The following is a 14,397-nucleotide window of genomic DNA, read 5'->3' on the forward strand; positions in this document are numbered from 1 at the left end:
GGCCCAAAGGATTTTATAAAGTTCATAAAAGAAAAAAAGAAGCCTCCCGGTACAATGGGAGGCTTTGTGAGAGTAATGCTAGAATCCAACAGTAGCTGCAATCACATACCCGGAGAATTTTCCAGCGTTGCGAATATCGCCGACGGGGAAATCGAGATATTTCTGCTGTACATACTCACCTTTCAATAACACGTTCCGGGTAATGAACCAGCCTGCGCTTCCCACAATCCGTTCTACAGTAATATTGTCATCTATATTCTGTAATCTTCCTTTTACTGTATTATAACGGGCTGCTACGTACAGGTTCTCTTTGCAACCAAAGCGGTAAACACCATCGATGGCAAACTGGTTCATTTTTCTTGACCAGGTTTCTGCATTTGTACGACCGCGGGCCTGTTCATATGTGCCAAACAGTTCGGCTCCGCCAACTTTTACGAAGGCATTGAACTGGGCGGCATCTATCTTTTTGCTGAAGCCGGGGTTCAAACGGCCTGAGGCATAGTTAGCTGTGTATGATCCGGATGTTGGTTCAAGCACCATAAAGTAGTTGGAGCCGGTACGGTCGCCGCCAAACAGTGTGTTGCCGTTTTTACCAGCGCTGCTGTTATGGTAATAAGAAGCGGCTAAACGCACCCGTACTTTATCGGTGATCTGGTTGTCGTATGCACCTTTCAAATATACCGACGGGCTTTTGCGAATGTTGTCATCCTGCGGTGTAACGGCTACCGAGTCAACATTACCTTTTATCAATCCGTTGGTAACACCCACCATACCGGTGAAACCATATTTCTGAACATATATTTCACCGCCTATTTCGGTAGCAAACGCATCCATGATATAGTTTTCTGCAAATGGGTTGTAGAAGGTGTGACCGCCATCTGACCTGCGGAAGTGCTGATCGCCATAGTTGATCTCCATATGACCCACTTTGATGGTGGTAACTTTCATGATGTCATCGAAGAGTTTTCCTTTTAAAGGCAATTTGTCGAATTGGATGTAGCCGCCTTTTACCCAGGTTTCGTTATGGTGTCTTGAAGAAAGATATGAAGTAAGGTTTAACCTGATACCGTCGGCCAAAGCAACATCCATTGTCAAATTTGCCGATGCGGTATTGAAACCGGGAGTTATTCCATACAATTTCTGGTTGGTGTTTTTACCGTAGCTGTTCTCGTGTTTCAGTCCCTGGAACGTTTGGGTGAAACCACCGCCGAGCCGGATCTTGATGCCGGTAAATTCAATAGGCGTTTCTTTTGACGTTTCAAATACATTGATGCCTCTTTGATCGTTGTAGCGCATATAGCCTATGCTGTCGCTGAACTGCGCTTTAAGGGCCACAGGCATACAGCAGGCGGCGATGGTGAAAGCTTTTAAAAGCAAGGATGTGTATCTCATGACAGTAAATTTTAAATTGTTTAAATAGTTAGTTTATCTGGCTTTGTACAGGAGGTTGAAGTTTACGGTGATATCGTCACCGGTTTTTATAGCGCCCAGCATAATGCTGGGTGGAGTAACGTTGTAAGATGTCATTTTAAGTTTGTAGGAACCGTTAAGTGCAATGCTTTTATCGGGATTTACAGTACCGGTACCTGTTACATCCACATCGCGGGTAACGCCGCTGATGGTTAACTTTCCCTTTGAAAAAACCTGGAAGTTGTTTCCGGCAGGTTTTATGGAGGCCGACGAAACTGTAAAAGAAAGCGATGCATATTTACTGCTTTGCATTGCCTTGTATGCATTTTTATCCAAGCCTGAGTGCTCGCTCTTCAGGCTTTCAACGGGCATGGTGAACGTTAGTGAGGTAAGCCCGTTGATAACGCCATTTGCATCTGTAACGAATACGGCGGTGCTGTTGCCTTTTTCAGTTTTCATTTCCCAGTCGTGGATATTGGAGGTTCCCTGGATCTTGATTTTAACAGGCCCGGCGGTTTGATAGGTTGTTTGTGCGTGAACGGTATTGAACAGGCTCACACTATAAATAATAAAGGTGAGTGCAGCGATCCTTATTACATGCAGCCTGGATTGAAAACGTTTCATAGTAAACCTTTTAAAGTATTTGGAGATGGTTTGGGTTAGTTTGATATCACAAAGCTATATGCGATAAGGTGAGGCGGTATTGATGTATGTCAAGCCAAAACATGAAGATGATCATGAGCGCAGGTAGATTAGATCATGTTTTTGGGCGATGAGGGGAAACGATGGTCAGGCGGCATCACCCGTTTTGCTGTCGTTTATCAGGTTCGGCGGGCTGTTGGGCTTTGGCTAACAGGGAACAAAGTTTTTAATTATGGGGAAGGAGACTATTTTTGTACTATAAATGATTTATTATGAAATGGACCGGACGGCGCGAAAGCTCTAATGTTGATGACCGTAGAGGTATTTCAGGGGGTGGACTGGCAGTTGGCGGTGGCATTATTGGCGTAATAGTTCTATTGGTAAGGTTTTTCGTACTTGGCGACACTTCTGCGGTGAATGAAGCATTACCGCAGGGCGGTCCGCAGCAGGAAATGTCTGCCGAAGAAAAAAAGCTCGATGACGAAAGGGCCAGTTTTGTAAAAGTAGTACTGGCTGATACCGAAGATGTCTGGAATCAGTTGTATTCACAATCAGGCAAATCATATACAGAACCCACGCTGGTCCTTTTCAGACAATCGGTACAAAGCGCCTGCGGAATGGCGGGTTCCGCTACCGGCCCTTTCTATTGCCCCGGCGATCAGCAGGTTTATATCGATCTGTCGTTCTTTGAAGACATGCAGAATAAATTGAACGCTCCCGGCGATTTTGCCATGGCCTATGTGATAGCGCATGAAGTTGGCCATCATATTCAAAAGCTGAATGGTACCAGCGATAAAATGCACCAACTGCGCCGGCGTGTGAGTGAGGAAGAATACAATAAATACAGTGTGATGCTCGAACTGCAGGCCGATTTCCTGGCGGGCGTTTGGGCGCATCATGCCCAGCGGACGAAAAACATTCTTGAAGCAAACGATATTGAAGAGGCCCTTAATGCGGCCAATGCCATTGGCGACGACCGCTTACAAAAGCAAGCCCAGGGCCGGGTTGTTCCCGAATCATTTACCCATGGTACGTCTGCCCAGCGCATGTACTGGTTTAAAAAAGGGTTTGAAACCGGTGATATAAGCCAGGGTAATACCTTCCAGGATCCGTCTTTAAATTGATTGATTTAGAGATGTAGGGATTTTGAGATTTTTTATGTCAAAATCCCTACATCCCGCAATCCCAAAATACTGTCCTCTCCCTGGCATATTTTTTTAAGTTGCCTAAGGTATGAGACCGTTTACCTTACTTATAAGCATAATGGTACTGTCTTGTAATGGTTCCCCTGGCAATAATTTACCCACTACCGATAGTACTATTCAGGCAAAAAAAGACACACCGGTGGCGCAGGCTTCACCGGCTCAAAAAGATACTACCCGATTGGGCGGAGTATGGTTTTTACAGCCCGTTATAGCCTCCGATACGGCAGCGGGTAAAATTCCCCGTTTACATCTCGACCTTTCAACAAAACGGTTCACCGGTAATACAGGCTGTAACAATATGAACGGCACCTTTGATTTTACCGATACCACCATTCAATTCAATCAGCGGATCGTTACTACCAAGATGGCATGCATAGGCTATAATGAGAAAGCCTTTATCGAAAACCTGTTACTGGCGAATAGTTACAAATTGCAGAACGGGATACTGACACTGATGTTCAATCAAACAGAATTGTCAAGGTGGACGCGCAAAGTGGCCACCAGGCCGGTGATCAATAAAGCATAGTATATATGGTGGCGGAGGCTCAGGCTTGTTTCAGTCCGGCCGGTCTTATACGGTCGATGAGGAAGGAGCTCAGCAACAACCAGAACGAGCCGATGCAAAAGCCGGCCACCACATCGGTGAAATAATGCACCCGTAAATAAATACGGCTAAAGCCAATAAACAATAGCAGGGCAACAACCAAAATCAGTAACACCCATTTTAGAACAGGGTGGGGTCTTTCTTCGCGCCAGATGATGATCATCAACAGGCCATAAAAGCAAACGCTCATAAAGGCATGACCGCTGGGAAAACTCAGGCCTCTGGCCGGTTCCAGCAAAGGGATAAGGGGGCGGTGGCGGTTGAATAATAATTTTAACCCCAACATGATCAGTACGCTGCTAAGTGCGATAGCGCTAACTTTTATTGAATACCGCGATTTTTTTGTGAGCAAAAAATAAAAAGACACCAACAGGTTGGCGGGAATTAAAAAGTAATGCGATCCAAAAAAAGTGACGATCTCCATTAGTTTGGTGGTACTGTCATTAACTATAGAACGTGCAAAGGCAAAAGCTTTTTCATCGGCCCCGGTTTTATCGAGATAAAAAACGCGGAAGGCGATGAATATAAAAGTGAAGAGGCTAACGGCAAAGGCCGCCAGCAATATGATCAGCTCTTTTGAAAAAATGACGACCTTGTCGGCTACTTTTTTTTCTTCGGGCGGCAGACTTGTTTTTGTCATACGCTATTGATTATTGCCTGTTAATCGGCTGCTTTGCTTACCTGTAACCATTCCCTGTAACTCAGCACCGCCTTTATTTCTATCCATGAAAAATCCTCACCCAGTTTTTCCTTTACCGGCGATGAAGCGGGTGTTGGTAAATTCAATTCTTCCACGGTTTGGAGAATGAGAGCGACTTTATGTTCAGGAACCACGTCTTTTACATCTACCTCACCGGTTTTTATAAACGAAACCAGATGGCTTTCAACGGTAGAAGGGGCCAGTTCCCGTATTGCTGCAATTTCTGTAATGCTTTTACCTTCCCTAAACAACTGCAGGCTTATCCGGTTCGAATCGCCTTTTTGTGGTTTCGCCGTTTTCTTTTCCATGGTCTCCTTCTGCTCCCGATTAATTACTTCCGTTCTTTTTTGTTCTACCAGCTCGAGGATCTCACTGGTATTTACGCCTTTCACCAACCCTTCGGTAATTTGTACAGCCTGGTTCAGTTGTTGTTTTTTTCGTTGTGGCAGCAGGTTCAATTGCTGTAACGCGGCAACATATTTTTTGGCCTTTGGTTTTACTTTTATTTCGGCTATGTGGTTTTTGATTGACGTTTCCATTTCGTCCATAGCCTGTAAAAAATAGGTGCTTCCTGCCGAAACGCGTTGATGCAGGAACTGGTAGCCATCCTGCATTGCGTTAGGTAGCAACTGCTCCAGTTGCCGCGAGAACTTACCGGCCATTTCCTGTTGTTTCAAAACGGTATCGAGCAAGGCTTTTGCCCAAAGCACACAATGGTTTTTATCGGGTACCTGGCGGGTTTCGTAACTTTCATAGAGCATTTCCATGCCTTCTGCCAGCTTTAACCAGTCGAATGTTTGCACCAGGGAGCGGGTTATAAATATCTTTTGTTGTTGCTGTAATTCCTGTGCCAGCTGATCTTCTTCTTTCTCGAGCCGGGTAAACTCAATTACCCGTTCATCGGTGTGTATACTGGAGGGTTGTATGCGCGAATAAAGCACGAGGCCGGCCAGGGAAGTTAACCGGCTCAGGGCTACGTAAACCTGTCCGGGCGCAAACGACGCACCGGCATCTACAATGGCTTTATCGAAGGTGAGGCCCTGGCTTTTGTGAATGGTAATGGCCCAGGCCAGCCTGATGGGGTACTGTTTAAAGGCGCCTACTTCATCTTCCTCAATGCTGTCCTCTTCCTGATTATACTGGTACCGGATGTTGCGCCAGGTTTCTTTCTCCAGCAGCATGTCGTGTTCATCGCCTTCGAACCTGATATAGATCTCTTCGCCGGCAATACGCGAAATAGTGGCGATCTTTCCATTGTAAAACCTTCTTGATTCGCCCTTGTCGTTTTTGATGAACATGACCTGGGCGCGTTCTTTCAGCTGCAGTATAAGATCAGCAGGATAAGCGCGCTCGTTGAAGTCGCCGGTTATTTCGGCTTTGCATTCAATTCCGTCGCCAGCCAGTTTTTCAAGCTGCACCTGGTTTATAGTATCTGCCTTTGCGTTATGCGTGGTAAGGGTAATATAGCTTTCTGTACCGCTGCTTTCATAACCGGGCAGGTAATGTTTGTTCAACAGGTCGAGGTCGGCCTGGGTGGTTTTATTGTTGCGGATATTATTGAGCACTGAAATGAACTCCTGTTCGTGCTGGCGGTAGATCTTTTTCAGTTCAAGGTAAAGCGGCGGATTCTGTTGCAGGGCCTGGGCATCGAAAAAGAAAGGGCTTCGGTATTGCTGACGTAAAATTTCCCATTCCTCGTTTTTAACAACAGGGGGTAATTGAAACAGGTCGCCTATATACAGCATTTGAACGCCGCCAAAAGGCTCAAACTGCTTTTTACGAACATGACGCAAAATGCAGTCAATTTCATCGAGCAGATCGGCCCGCAGCATGCTCACTTCATCAACGATCAGCAGTTCCAGTTCCTGCAGCAATACCTTTTTATCATTGTTGAGCCGGAGGTTCTTCAACAACGTGTGCGGCGTGTTAAAGGAGTTATTGCTGTTCCAGCCGGTTTGCTGAACCGGTAAGAACGAGCCATGCGGCAACTGGAAAAAAGAATGCAGGGTAACCCCGCCGGCGTTGATGGCGGCCACGCCGGTAGGCGCCACGATGGCCAGTTTTTTAAAAGTATTGTCCCGGATGTATTTTAAGAAAGTGGTCTTTCCGGTACCAGCCTTTCCGGTAAGGAAAATGTGGCGGTTAGTTTGATTCACAAACCGAACAGCCAGTTGGAACAAATGATTGGATGAATCTCCGGAAAAAGCCATAACTCACACACTTTGAGGCAAGATAAGTAATGACCGGTAAAGGTGAGAAAAAGGCAGCTATAAGATTGGCGCAATCCGTTTATAATGATGATAAATAAGCAGGGCAGGTTATGGCTCCGTTATTGGGGGTATCAATGTTTATTTCAAAGTGCCCTGAAAAAATATCCCGGCGCATCATTTTCATATGACAGGGCACCATTTTCATATGACAGGGCACCATTTTCATATGACAGGTTACCATTTTCATATGATAGGGTACCATTTTCATATGGCAGGGTACCATTTTCATATGATAGGGTACCATTTTCATATGGCAGAGCACCATTTTCATATGACAGGGTACCATTTTCATATGGCAGGGTACCATTTTCATATGAAAACATGGTGAAATCATATGATAGAGTATCGTTTTAAAATGAAAACGGGCCCATTGTTTGGGCCGGTTTTGAGGGGTCACAAATGGTGGAGCCTACCGCTCAGGCTAAGATATTACGATTTATAAAATATAGTTTTTTATTGTGTTGCGGGCTTGAAATAAAAAAATCAGATGCGAATAATGAAAAAAGGAAGAGTTGATATGTCATGTTTTAAGGCCCGAATAAAAAAAAACTGCCTTTTTTATATGATTTAGATCACAGAAAACGCGGAAAATTGAAAAAAACAGCTATATTAGCAAAGGCAAATAAAAAAAGCCACCTGTAGAAACAGCTGGCCTCTAACGATTGCTTGCCATATGAAAAAAGAGATAAATCTATTTGTCTTTTTGAATACTGGGTATTAACTTGCCGTATTCTTTTTTGAGCCTCTAATGATTGCTATAACTCTAACGATTGCTTCCCATAACCATTTGCTCATTTGCTGAATCAAAAGTAGGATGTAAATCCGTATCTTTCGAAACATCTTACTACCGGTTTTATTACGCCAAGAGTGTGAAAGAAAACCTAAAACCCTTACCGGTACTGAGTTTCAGGCAAATTTCATAATTATGTCCAACCGATTTACAGATGCATTGTTTCAATTGGTTCATTCACTGGAGAAGTCGGAAAAGAGGCACTTTAAACTTTATATAAAAAGAAGTTCGGCAAACGAAGACTTGAAGATCATACGGTTATTCGACGCGTTGGATAAATTACCCGAGTATGACGAAAAGTTGTTGCTTAAGAAGTTACCAGACATCAAAAAGCCGCAACTTGCCAACATAAAAACACATTTATATAAACAGTTACTGGCCAGCCTTAGGCTGTTAAAGGCTACCGAAAATATTGATCTTCAGCTCAGTGAACACCTCGACCATGCGCGGGTGCTTTATAATAAAGGATTAAAACTGCAAGCCCTTAAAATTCTTGAAAAGGCTAAGGAGATCGCGCGCGCCAACCAGAAGTTCAATTTCCTGGCCCAGGTGATCTCATTGGAAAAGAAGATCGAAACGCTTCACATCACCCGCAGTTCTACCGAAAAAACACTTCATTTAGCAGAGGAAGCGCAGGAAATAAGCAGTCATATCGACCGCGTTACCCGGCTTTCGAACCTCGCCCTGCTCATGTATCGCTGGTTTGTGCTCAATGGCCATGCCCGCAATCCCGAAGACGAGCAGGAACTGCGAAAATTCTTTAAAGAATACCTGCCTGCCGATATGAATGTCGTAAACGGCTTTTACGAACGGCTGTACCTGTACCAGAGCTATAGCTGGTATGCATTTATAAAGCAGGATTTCCTGATGTATTACCGCTACGGTCAAAAGTGGATCGACCTGTACACAGAACATCCCCTGATGAAAGAAGTGGAAACAGGCCACTATATAAAGGGAATGCACAACCTGCTTAACGCACATTTCGACCTGCGTAACTTCAAGCAGTTTGAAATTACGCTCAGGCAGTTTGAAGAGTTCTCCAGAACGCCGGTTGCCACGCACCACGATAATTTCCGCACGCATACATTTATTTATATAAACAGCGCGAAAATAAACCAGCACCTGATGCAGGGCACTTTCCGCGAAGGACTGGCCCTGGTGCCTGAAATAGAAGAAAAGCTGGAAGAGTATGCGTTGTTTGTAGATCAGCACCGCATTCTGGTGTTCAATTACAAGATCGCAACTCTGTATTTCGGGAACGGCGATTTTGAAAAATGTATCGACTACCTGCAAAGGATTATCAACGGCCCGCTCGACCTGCGGGTAGATCTGCAATGTTACGCCCGGTTATTGCACATGCTTGCCCATTATGAAATGGGTAATTATGAGTTGATGGAATCGCTCTCCAAATCGGTATTCCGCTTTATGGCGCGTATGAAAAACATAACGGTGGTGGAAGAGGAGATGCTGAAATTCCTTCGACATTCATTTGGGGTTAGTCCGCGGGAATTGAAACCAGAGCTGGAGAAATTCCTGAACAAGATCAAACATCTTGAAAAAAACCCGTTTGAAACAAGGGCATTTGCTTACCTCGATATTATTTCCTGGACGGAAAGTAAAGTATACCAGAAGCCTATGCGCGACATTGTATATGAAAAATATTTAAAGAGCAGGCACCGGCTTTTGGCCAAAGCCTGATCTGACCAGATATTAAGATCCCGCACACAGCGGGATTTTTTATTTTCCTGCCGGTTTAATTATCTTCAATAAAACATGCATTATGTCAATACGCCGGTTCCTGATCTTAATAGCGCTGATAAGTTTTTATGGAGCAAATGCCCAGGTAACGTTGACCATGCCCCGCAATATTGTGGGGGCTTATGAAAAAGGTACCCGCACCAACAGCGGCCAGCCCGGCCCCAAATACTGGCAGAATACGGGTAACTACAACATCGACATCAATTTTAATCCTGAAACCCGGCTGCTTACCGGCAAGGTCGACATCGAATATGTTAATAACAGTCCAAACACGCTGCAGCAGATCGTTTTTAAACTGTACCCCAATCTCTACAAAAAAGGAAGCGTGCGCCTGATGCCCGTAAAACCTGCCGATATTACGGAGGGCGTTCACATTTCATCGTTCCAATATAACAACACAACCGTCGATAGCAGCCGCCTGCAAATAAATGGAACCAACATGAGCGTTCCGGTTAGCTCACTCGCGCCCGGCGGCACTATGCGTTTTAGTATTCAATACGCATATACGTTGAATAAAACCTCTCATATCCGCACCGGTGAAATCGAACCTGGCGCCGATTTCGTGGCTTATTTCTTTCCCCGGATTGCCGTGTATGACGATGTGGATGGCTGGAATATGGAGCCGTATACCGGGCCCCAGGAATTCTACAATGATTTTGGCAATTTCAATGTGGCCGTTACGGTACCGGTGAATTTTGTAGTGTGGGCCACCGGCGATCTTACCAATTGCAAAGACGTACTGAACGAAACGCATTGCCAGCGGTTACAGGCAGCCGAAAAGCAGGATGGCGTTATTAACATTATTGATTCGGCCGATCTGCTGCAAAAGAACATCACCCGCCAGAACGCATTCAACACCTGGAAGTTTTCAGCCAACGACGTTACCGATTTTGCGTTCGCTGTAAGTGACCATTATATGTGGAAATCGACAAGTGTCGAAGTTGACCCTGCCACGAAAAGAAGAACGCGGGTAGATGCGGTTTTCAACCCGGCGCACAAAGATTATTATGAAGTGGTTGATTTTGGCCGTAAAACGGTTTGGGCCATGAGCTACGTATTTCCGCGCTGGCCGTTCCCTTACCCTCATGTCACTATTGTTGACGGGCTCGATCAAATGGAATACCCGATGATGGTGAACGATAATCCGCTCGCCAGCCGCATTGAAACCATCGAGCTGGTCGATCACGAGGTTTTTCATATGATGTTCCCGTTTTACATGGGCACCAACGAAACGAAATACGGCTGGATGGATGAAGGCTGGGCCACCATCGGCGAATGGATCATTTCGCCGGTCATCGACAGCAGTATTGTTGACGATTATGGCGTTGGCGGGTATGAACGGCTGGCCGGATCGGAGAACGATTCGCCCGTTACCACACTTTCTACGCAGATAAGCGGCTCCAATTATTTCGTTAATTCGTATCCGAAACCGGCCCTCGGCTATTTATACGTAAAAGACATGCTGGGTGATTCGCTTTTTACCAGGGCACTGCATTACTACATTCAGCAATGGAAAGGCAAACACCCCATTCCGTTCGATTTTTTTAACTGCATGAACACCGGTTCGGGAAAAAACCTCAACTGGTTTTGGAAAAGATGGTTTATCGATGGCGGCGTACCCGATCTGTCGATAAAAAAAGTTGTTAAAGCGGGAACAAACTACTCCGTAACAGTAGATTGTGTTGGCCATAAGCCGGTGCCGGTCGATTTAACAGTTGCCTATGCCGATGGAACAAAAACTACACTGCATCGTTCTGTAGCAGTGTGGGAAAAAGCAAATACAGTCACCTTGACACTTCCTGCAAAAACGTCTGTTAAGTCAATTTCACTGGGCAGTACCTATGTTCCTGATGTTAACAGGAAGAATAATGTGTGGAATAATAAGTGAGGATTTTTTTTCATGTAGCTTAGGCAGTAAGGGTTTGCAACTACCGGCTGGAAAAACATTCATAGGTTTTTAATTTTTCATTCGTTTTTAGCAAATTAAATTTGCATCTTTGCAGACGCTTGCTGCCATTTTCCTTAGTTTATTATTTCCATAGTAAAACCGCTTATTATAATGTATACTCACATTTGGCTTAAATACCTGCCCATTCTGAGAATTTTAATGAAGAAATCGGCCGCAGGTGATCAGATGCTCAACCTCAATCGTCCAGATTTTGAAAAAGCCGGCGTTGCTCGCAAAGCCGGGTACAAATTCACCATTGAGTTTACCAACGGCAAAGTAGCTAATGTGATAAGCACTTCACAGTTGGCCATGGACCTGGCTACTGTAATGCTGGAAGATGCTACTTGCAAAACGCTGTTTGCAACGAACAATTACGCTATCAGCCTGAACACCAAGTTCCAGGTAAGCATCAAAAATTGCACGCCTCAACCAGAAGCCCTGGCCCTGGAAGAAACAACGGCGTAAGCAATTGGTTCAATCTTTAACCTATTTCTCCCGAACCATAATGAATTACGGAGCCCCCCGATGATCCGGAGGGCTTTTTTATGCCTGTATCTTCAGTTTTGTACAGATAATGACTAGTTATTAACTACACCTATTTAATATTTTTTTTCCGCTACAAATAACCGGCAGAGGCATTAACTTGCATAAATGCAAGATTATTTACAGGGTTTAAACGCGCAACAGCGTGAAGCCGTTTTACATAGAGATGGTCCATTGATGATTGTGGCAGGCGCCGGTAGTGGAAAAACAAAAGTGCTTACCACCCGCATTGCGCATTTAATGGCTACAGGTGTTGATGCATTTAACATTCTGGCGCTCACCTTTACCAACAAGGCGGCAAAGGAAATGAAAGAACGTATCGAGAAAGTGCTTCAAAACAGCGAAGCCAGAAATTTGTATATCGGTACCTTTCACAGTGTGTTTGCCCGCATTTTACGGGGCGAAGCGCATCGCATTGGCTATCCCAACGATTTTACCATTTACGATACAGATGATACGAAGAGTGTGATAAAAACGGTAGTGAACGAGCTGAACCTCGATGACAAACACTACAAGCCTGCGGCTGTGTACAACCGCATTTCCGGCGCAAAGAACGCATTGGTGGGCCCGGTAGAATATGCGAATGATTACGCTATTCAACAGGAAGACATGCGCACCAACCGCCCGGCCATAGCGCAGATCTATGACGCATATGTAAAACGCTGTTATAAGAACGGCGCCATGGATTTCGACGACCTGTTGTTGAAGTTTTACGAGCTGTTGAAAAACGTTCCCGAATCACTCAGCAAATACCAGCGCAAATTCAAATACATTCTGGTAGATGAGTACCAGGATACCAACCCCGCACAGTACGAAGTAATAAAACTGCTGGGCGCCATGCATGAAAATGTGTGCGTGGTGGGTGACGATGCGCAAAGTATCTATAGCTTCCGCGGCGCCACCATTGAAAACATTTTGCAGTTCCAGAAAGATTATGAAGACGCCAAAGTGGTAAAACTGGAGCAAAACTATCGCAGCTCAAAAAGCATTCTCGATGTAGCCAACGAGGTGATCAAGAATAACAAAGGGCAAATTCCCAAAAACCTTTGGACAGAAAAAGGCGAAGGCGAAAAGATAAAACTGGTGCGGTTAAATACCGATAACGATGAAGGTAAGTATGTGGCAGATACCATTCAGGAACAAAAACTGCGCAATCATTACAACAACCGCGATTTCGCTATTTTATACAGAACCAACGCGCAAAGCCGTGCATTTGAAGAAAGCCTGCGCCGTATGGGTATTCCCTATACCATGTTCGGCGGTCTTAGCTTCTATTCGCGCAAGGAGATCAAGGATTATGTTGCCTATTTGCGGGTGATCGTCAATCCGCGCGATGAGGAAGCGCTGAAACGGATCATTAACTACCCTGTGCGCGGTATTGGTAAAACAACCATCGATAAAACTGTTTTGGTTGCCAATCAGAACAACATTTCCATGTGGGAAGTGCTTGAGCGTGCACGCGAGGTTGGTTTTAAAGCCGGTACCCTCGAGGCGATTGAAAATTTTGTGGTAATGATCAAAAGCTTCGCCAGCATGCTGCAAAGCAAGAATGCCTATGATGTGGCCGTGCATGTTGGTAAGCAAACAAATTTTGTAAAGGAATTATTCAACGATAAAAGTACCGAAGGCGTTCAACGGTACGAAAACGTACAGGAGTTGCTGAACAGTATCAAGGAATGGACTGAAAGTCCCGATACCGAAGAAGGCGAAGTGAATGACAAGGGGTTGGGTTCTTATCTGCAACAGATCACCCTGCTTACAGATGCCGATGAAAAAGACCCCAATGCCGATACAGTGAAACTTATGTCGATCCACGCCGCCAAAGGCCTGGAATTCGGCTGTGTGTTTGCCGCGGGTTTGGAGGAAATGCTTTTCCCGAATGCGTTGTCTATAAATTCCCGCGAAGAGCTGGAAGAAGAGCGCCGTTTGTTCTATGTTGTAATTACAAGGGCCAAGGAAAGGCTTTGGATCTCTTATGCCAATACCCGTTACCGCTTTGGTAACCTGGTGCAGAATGAGCCCAGCCGTTTCCTGGAAGAACTGCCTGAGCAATATGTTGACAGAAGTTTTGCCGGTGGCGGTATGCGTAACCAGGGCATTGGCAACCGCAGCGCCTACGACAGAATGAATGGCGGCGGCTGGGGTGGCGGTCAGTCGGCCAACCAGGCAGAAAAACGGTATGGCCCGCCGCCTTCGAAAAAAGCATCTACACCAACATCAACTACTCCTTCTTACATATCGCCCAAGCCACAAAACAAACCGGTAGAGCATGTGCCTTCAGCCGATTTTGTGGCCAGTGATGTTTCGAATTTACAGGTAGGACAGCGGGTTGAACATCAGAAATTCGGATTTGGCGAAGTGGTAAAAATGGAAGGAAGCGCGCACAATCCCATTGCTACCGTAAAGTTTGAGCTGAATGGTGAAAAGAAGATCATGCTTAACTATGCCAGGTTGAGGATCATAGAATAATAAGCAATAAACAATAGATTACAGGCCTGCCCGGCGACGGGCAGGTGTAACGGGGGGG

11 protein-coding genes are annotated in these 14,397 nt (G+C 45.2%); 6 read left to right on the top strand and 5 right to left on the bottom strand.

The window, feature by feature from the left end; translation table 11 throughout:
* Positions 1-78: 78 nt before the first annotated feature.
* Together A4R26_RS32935 and A4R26_RS32940 are read right to left on the bottom strand one after the other, a co-directional pair.
* Complete coding sequence (locus A4R26_RS32935; RefSeq protein ID WP_242675085.1) at positions 79-1,392, bottom strand: hypothetical protein; 1,314 nt, start codon at positions 1,390-1,392, stop codon at positions 79-81.
* Between the two features lie 33 nt (positions 1,393-1,425).
* Complete coding sequence (locus A4R26_RS32940; protein ID WP_081171224.1) at positions 1,426-2,034, bottom strand: YceI family protein; 609 nt, start codon at positions 2,032-2,034, stop codon at positions 1,426-1,428.
* A gap of 290 nt (positions 2,035-2,324) precedes the next feature.
* Here A4R26_RS32940 and ypfJ point away from each other — a divergent pair, with 290 nt between their 5' ends.
* Positions 2,325-3,176 carry a KPN_02809 family neutral zinc metallopeptidase gene (ypfJ, locus tag A4R26_RS32945; protein WP_081171225.1) on the top strand — a complete coding sequence of 284 codons (852 nt, stop codon included), beginning with the start codon at positions 2,325-2,327 and terminating at the stop codon, positions 3,174-3,176.
* Positions 3,177-3,315: 139 nt separating this feature from the next.
* Positions 3,316-3,783 (top strand): META domain-containing protein, encoded by a 468-nt coding sequence (locus tag A4R26_RS32950; protein WP_165760500.1) that lies wholly within the window; start codon positions 3,316-3,318, stop codon positions 3,781-3,783.
* A gap of 19 nt (positions 3,784-3,802) precedes the next feature.
* Here the strand turns inward: A4R26_RS32950 and A4R26_RS32955 are convergent, their stop codons facing one another.
* From A4R26_RS32955 to A4R26_RS32965, 3 genes are all read right to left on the bottom strand, one after another.
* Positions 3,803-4,501 (bottom strand): phosphatase PAP2 family protein, encoded by a 699-nt coding sequence (locus A4R26_RS32955; protein WP_081171229.1) that lies wholly within the window; start codon positions 4,499-4,501, stop codon positions 3,803-3,805.
* A 20-nt stretch (positions 4,502-4,521) separates the two neighbouring features.
* A complete protein-coding gene (locus A4R26_RS35950) occupies positions 4,522-6,771 on the bottom strand; it encodes a helix-turn-helix domain-containing protein (protein WP_081171231.1) in 2,250 nt (749 codons plus the stop codon).
* Between the two features lie 143 nt (positions 6,772-6,914).
* Positions 6,915-7,154: a hypothetical protein gene (locus A4R26_RS32965; protein WP_081171233.1), complete on the bottom strand. Its 240-nt coding sequence runs from the start codon at positions 7,152-7,154 to the stop codon at positions 6,915-6,917.
* A 602-nt stretch (positions 7,155-7,756) separates the two neighbouring features.
* Between A4R26_RS32965 and A4R26_RS32970 the strand changes: the two genes are divergently transcribed.
* From A4R26_RS32970 to A4R26_RS32985, 4 genes are all read left to right on the top strand, one after another.
* A complete protein-coding gene (locus A4R26_RS32970) occupies positions 7,757-9,319 on the top strand; it encodes a hypothetical protein (RefSeq protein ID WP_081171235.1) in 1,563 nt (520 codons plus the stop codon).
* Positions 9,320-9,401: 82 nt separating this feature from the next.
* Entirely contained in the window at positions 9,402-11,267 is a 1,866-nt protein-coding gene (locus tag A4R26_RS32975) for a M1 family metallopeptidase (RefSeq protein WP_081171237.1), read from the top strand.
* Between the two features lie 171 nt (positions 11,268-11,438).
* Positions 11,439-11,792 (top strand): hypothetical protein, encoded by a 354-nt coding sequence (locus A4R26_RS32980; RefSeq protein WP_081171239.1) that lies wholly within the window; start codon positions 11,439-11,441, stop codon positions 11,790-11,792.
* Positions 11,793-11,978: 186 nt separating this feature from the next.
* Entirely contained in the window at positions 11,979-14,339 is a 2,361-nt protein-coding gene (locus tag A4R26_RS32985) for an ATP-dependent helicase (RefSeq protein ID WP_081171240.1), read from the top strand.
* Positions 14,340-14,397 lie beyond the last annotated feature (58 nt).

This window comes from Niastella populi, from assembly GCF_002078015.1.
GTDB classification, from domain to species: Bacteria; Bacteroidota; Bacteroidia; order Chitinophagales; family Chitinophagaceae; genus Niastella; species Niastella populi.

Excerpts from the sequence above, each read along its gene's own strand:
- A4R26_RS32975 (WP_081171237.1), top strand. The coding sequence starts at position 9,402 with ATGTCAATACGCCGGTTCCTGATCTTAATAGCGCTGATAAGTTTTTAT.
- A4R26_RS32965 (WP_081171233.1), bottom strand. The coding sequence starts at position 7,154 with ATGTTTTCATATGAAAATGGTACCCTGCCATATGAAAATGGTACCCTG.
- A4R26_RS32985 (WP_081171240.1), top strand. The coding sequence starts at position 11,979 with ATGCAAGATTATTTACAGGGTTTAAACGCGCAACAGCGTGAAGCCGTT.
- A4R26_RS32950 (WP_165760500.1), top strand. The coding sequence starts at position 3,316 with ATGGTACTGTCTTGTAATGGTTCCCCTGGCAATAATTTACCCACTACC.
- A4R26_RS32940 (WP_081171224.1), bottom strand. The coding sequence starts at position 2,034 with ATGAAACGTTTTCAATCCAGGCTGCATGTAATAAGGATCGCTGCACTC.
- A4R26_RS35950 (WP_081171231.1), bottom strand. The coding sequence starts at position 6,771 with ATGGCTTTTTCCGGAGATTCATCCAATCATTTGTTCCAACTGGCTGTT.
- ypfJ (WP_081171225.1), top strand. The coding sequence starts at position 2,325 with ATGAAATGGACCGGACGGCGCGAAAGCTCTAATGTTGATGACCGTAGA.
- A4R26_RS32980 (WP_081171239.1), top strand. The coding sequence starts at position 11,439 with ATGTATACTCACATTTGGCTTAAATACCTGCCCATTCTGAGAATTTTA.
- A4R26_RS32935 (WP_242675085.1), bottom strand. The coding sequence starts at position 1,392 with ATGAGATACACATCCTTGCTTTTAAAAGCTTTCACCATCGCCGCCTGC.
- A4R26_RS32955 (WP_081171229.1), bottom strand. The coding sequence starts at position 4,501 with ATGACAAAAACAAGTCTGCCGCCCGAAGAAAAAAAAGTAGCCGACAAG.
- A4R26_RS32970 (WP_081171235.1), top strand. The coding sequence starts at position 7,757 with ATGTCCAACCGATTTACAGATGCATTGTTTCAATTGGTTCATTCACTG.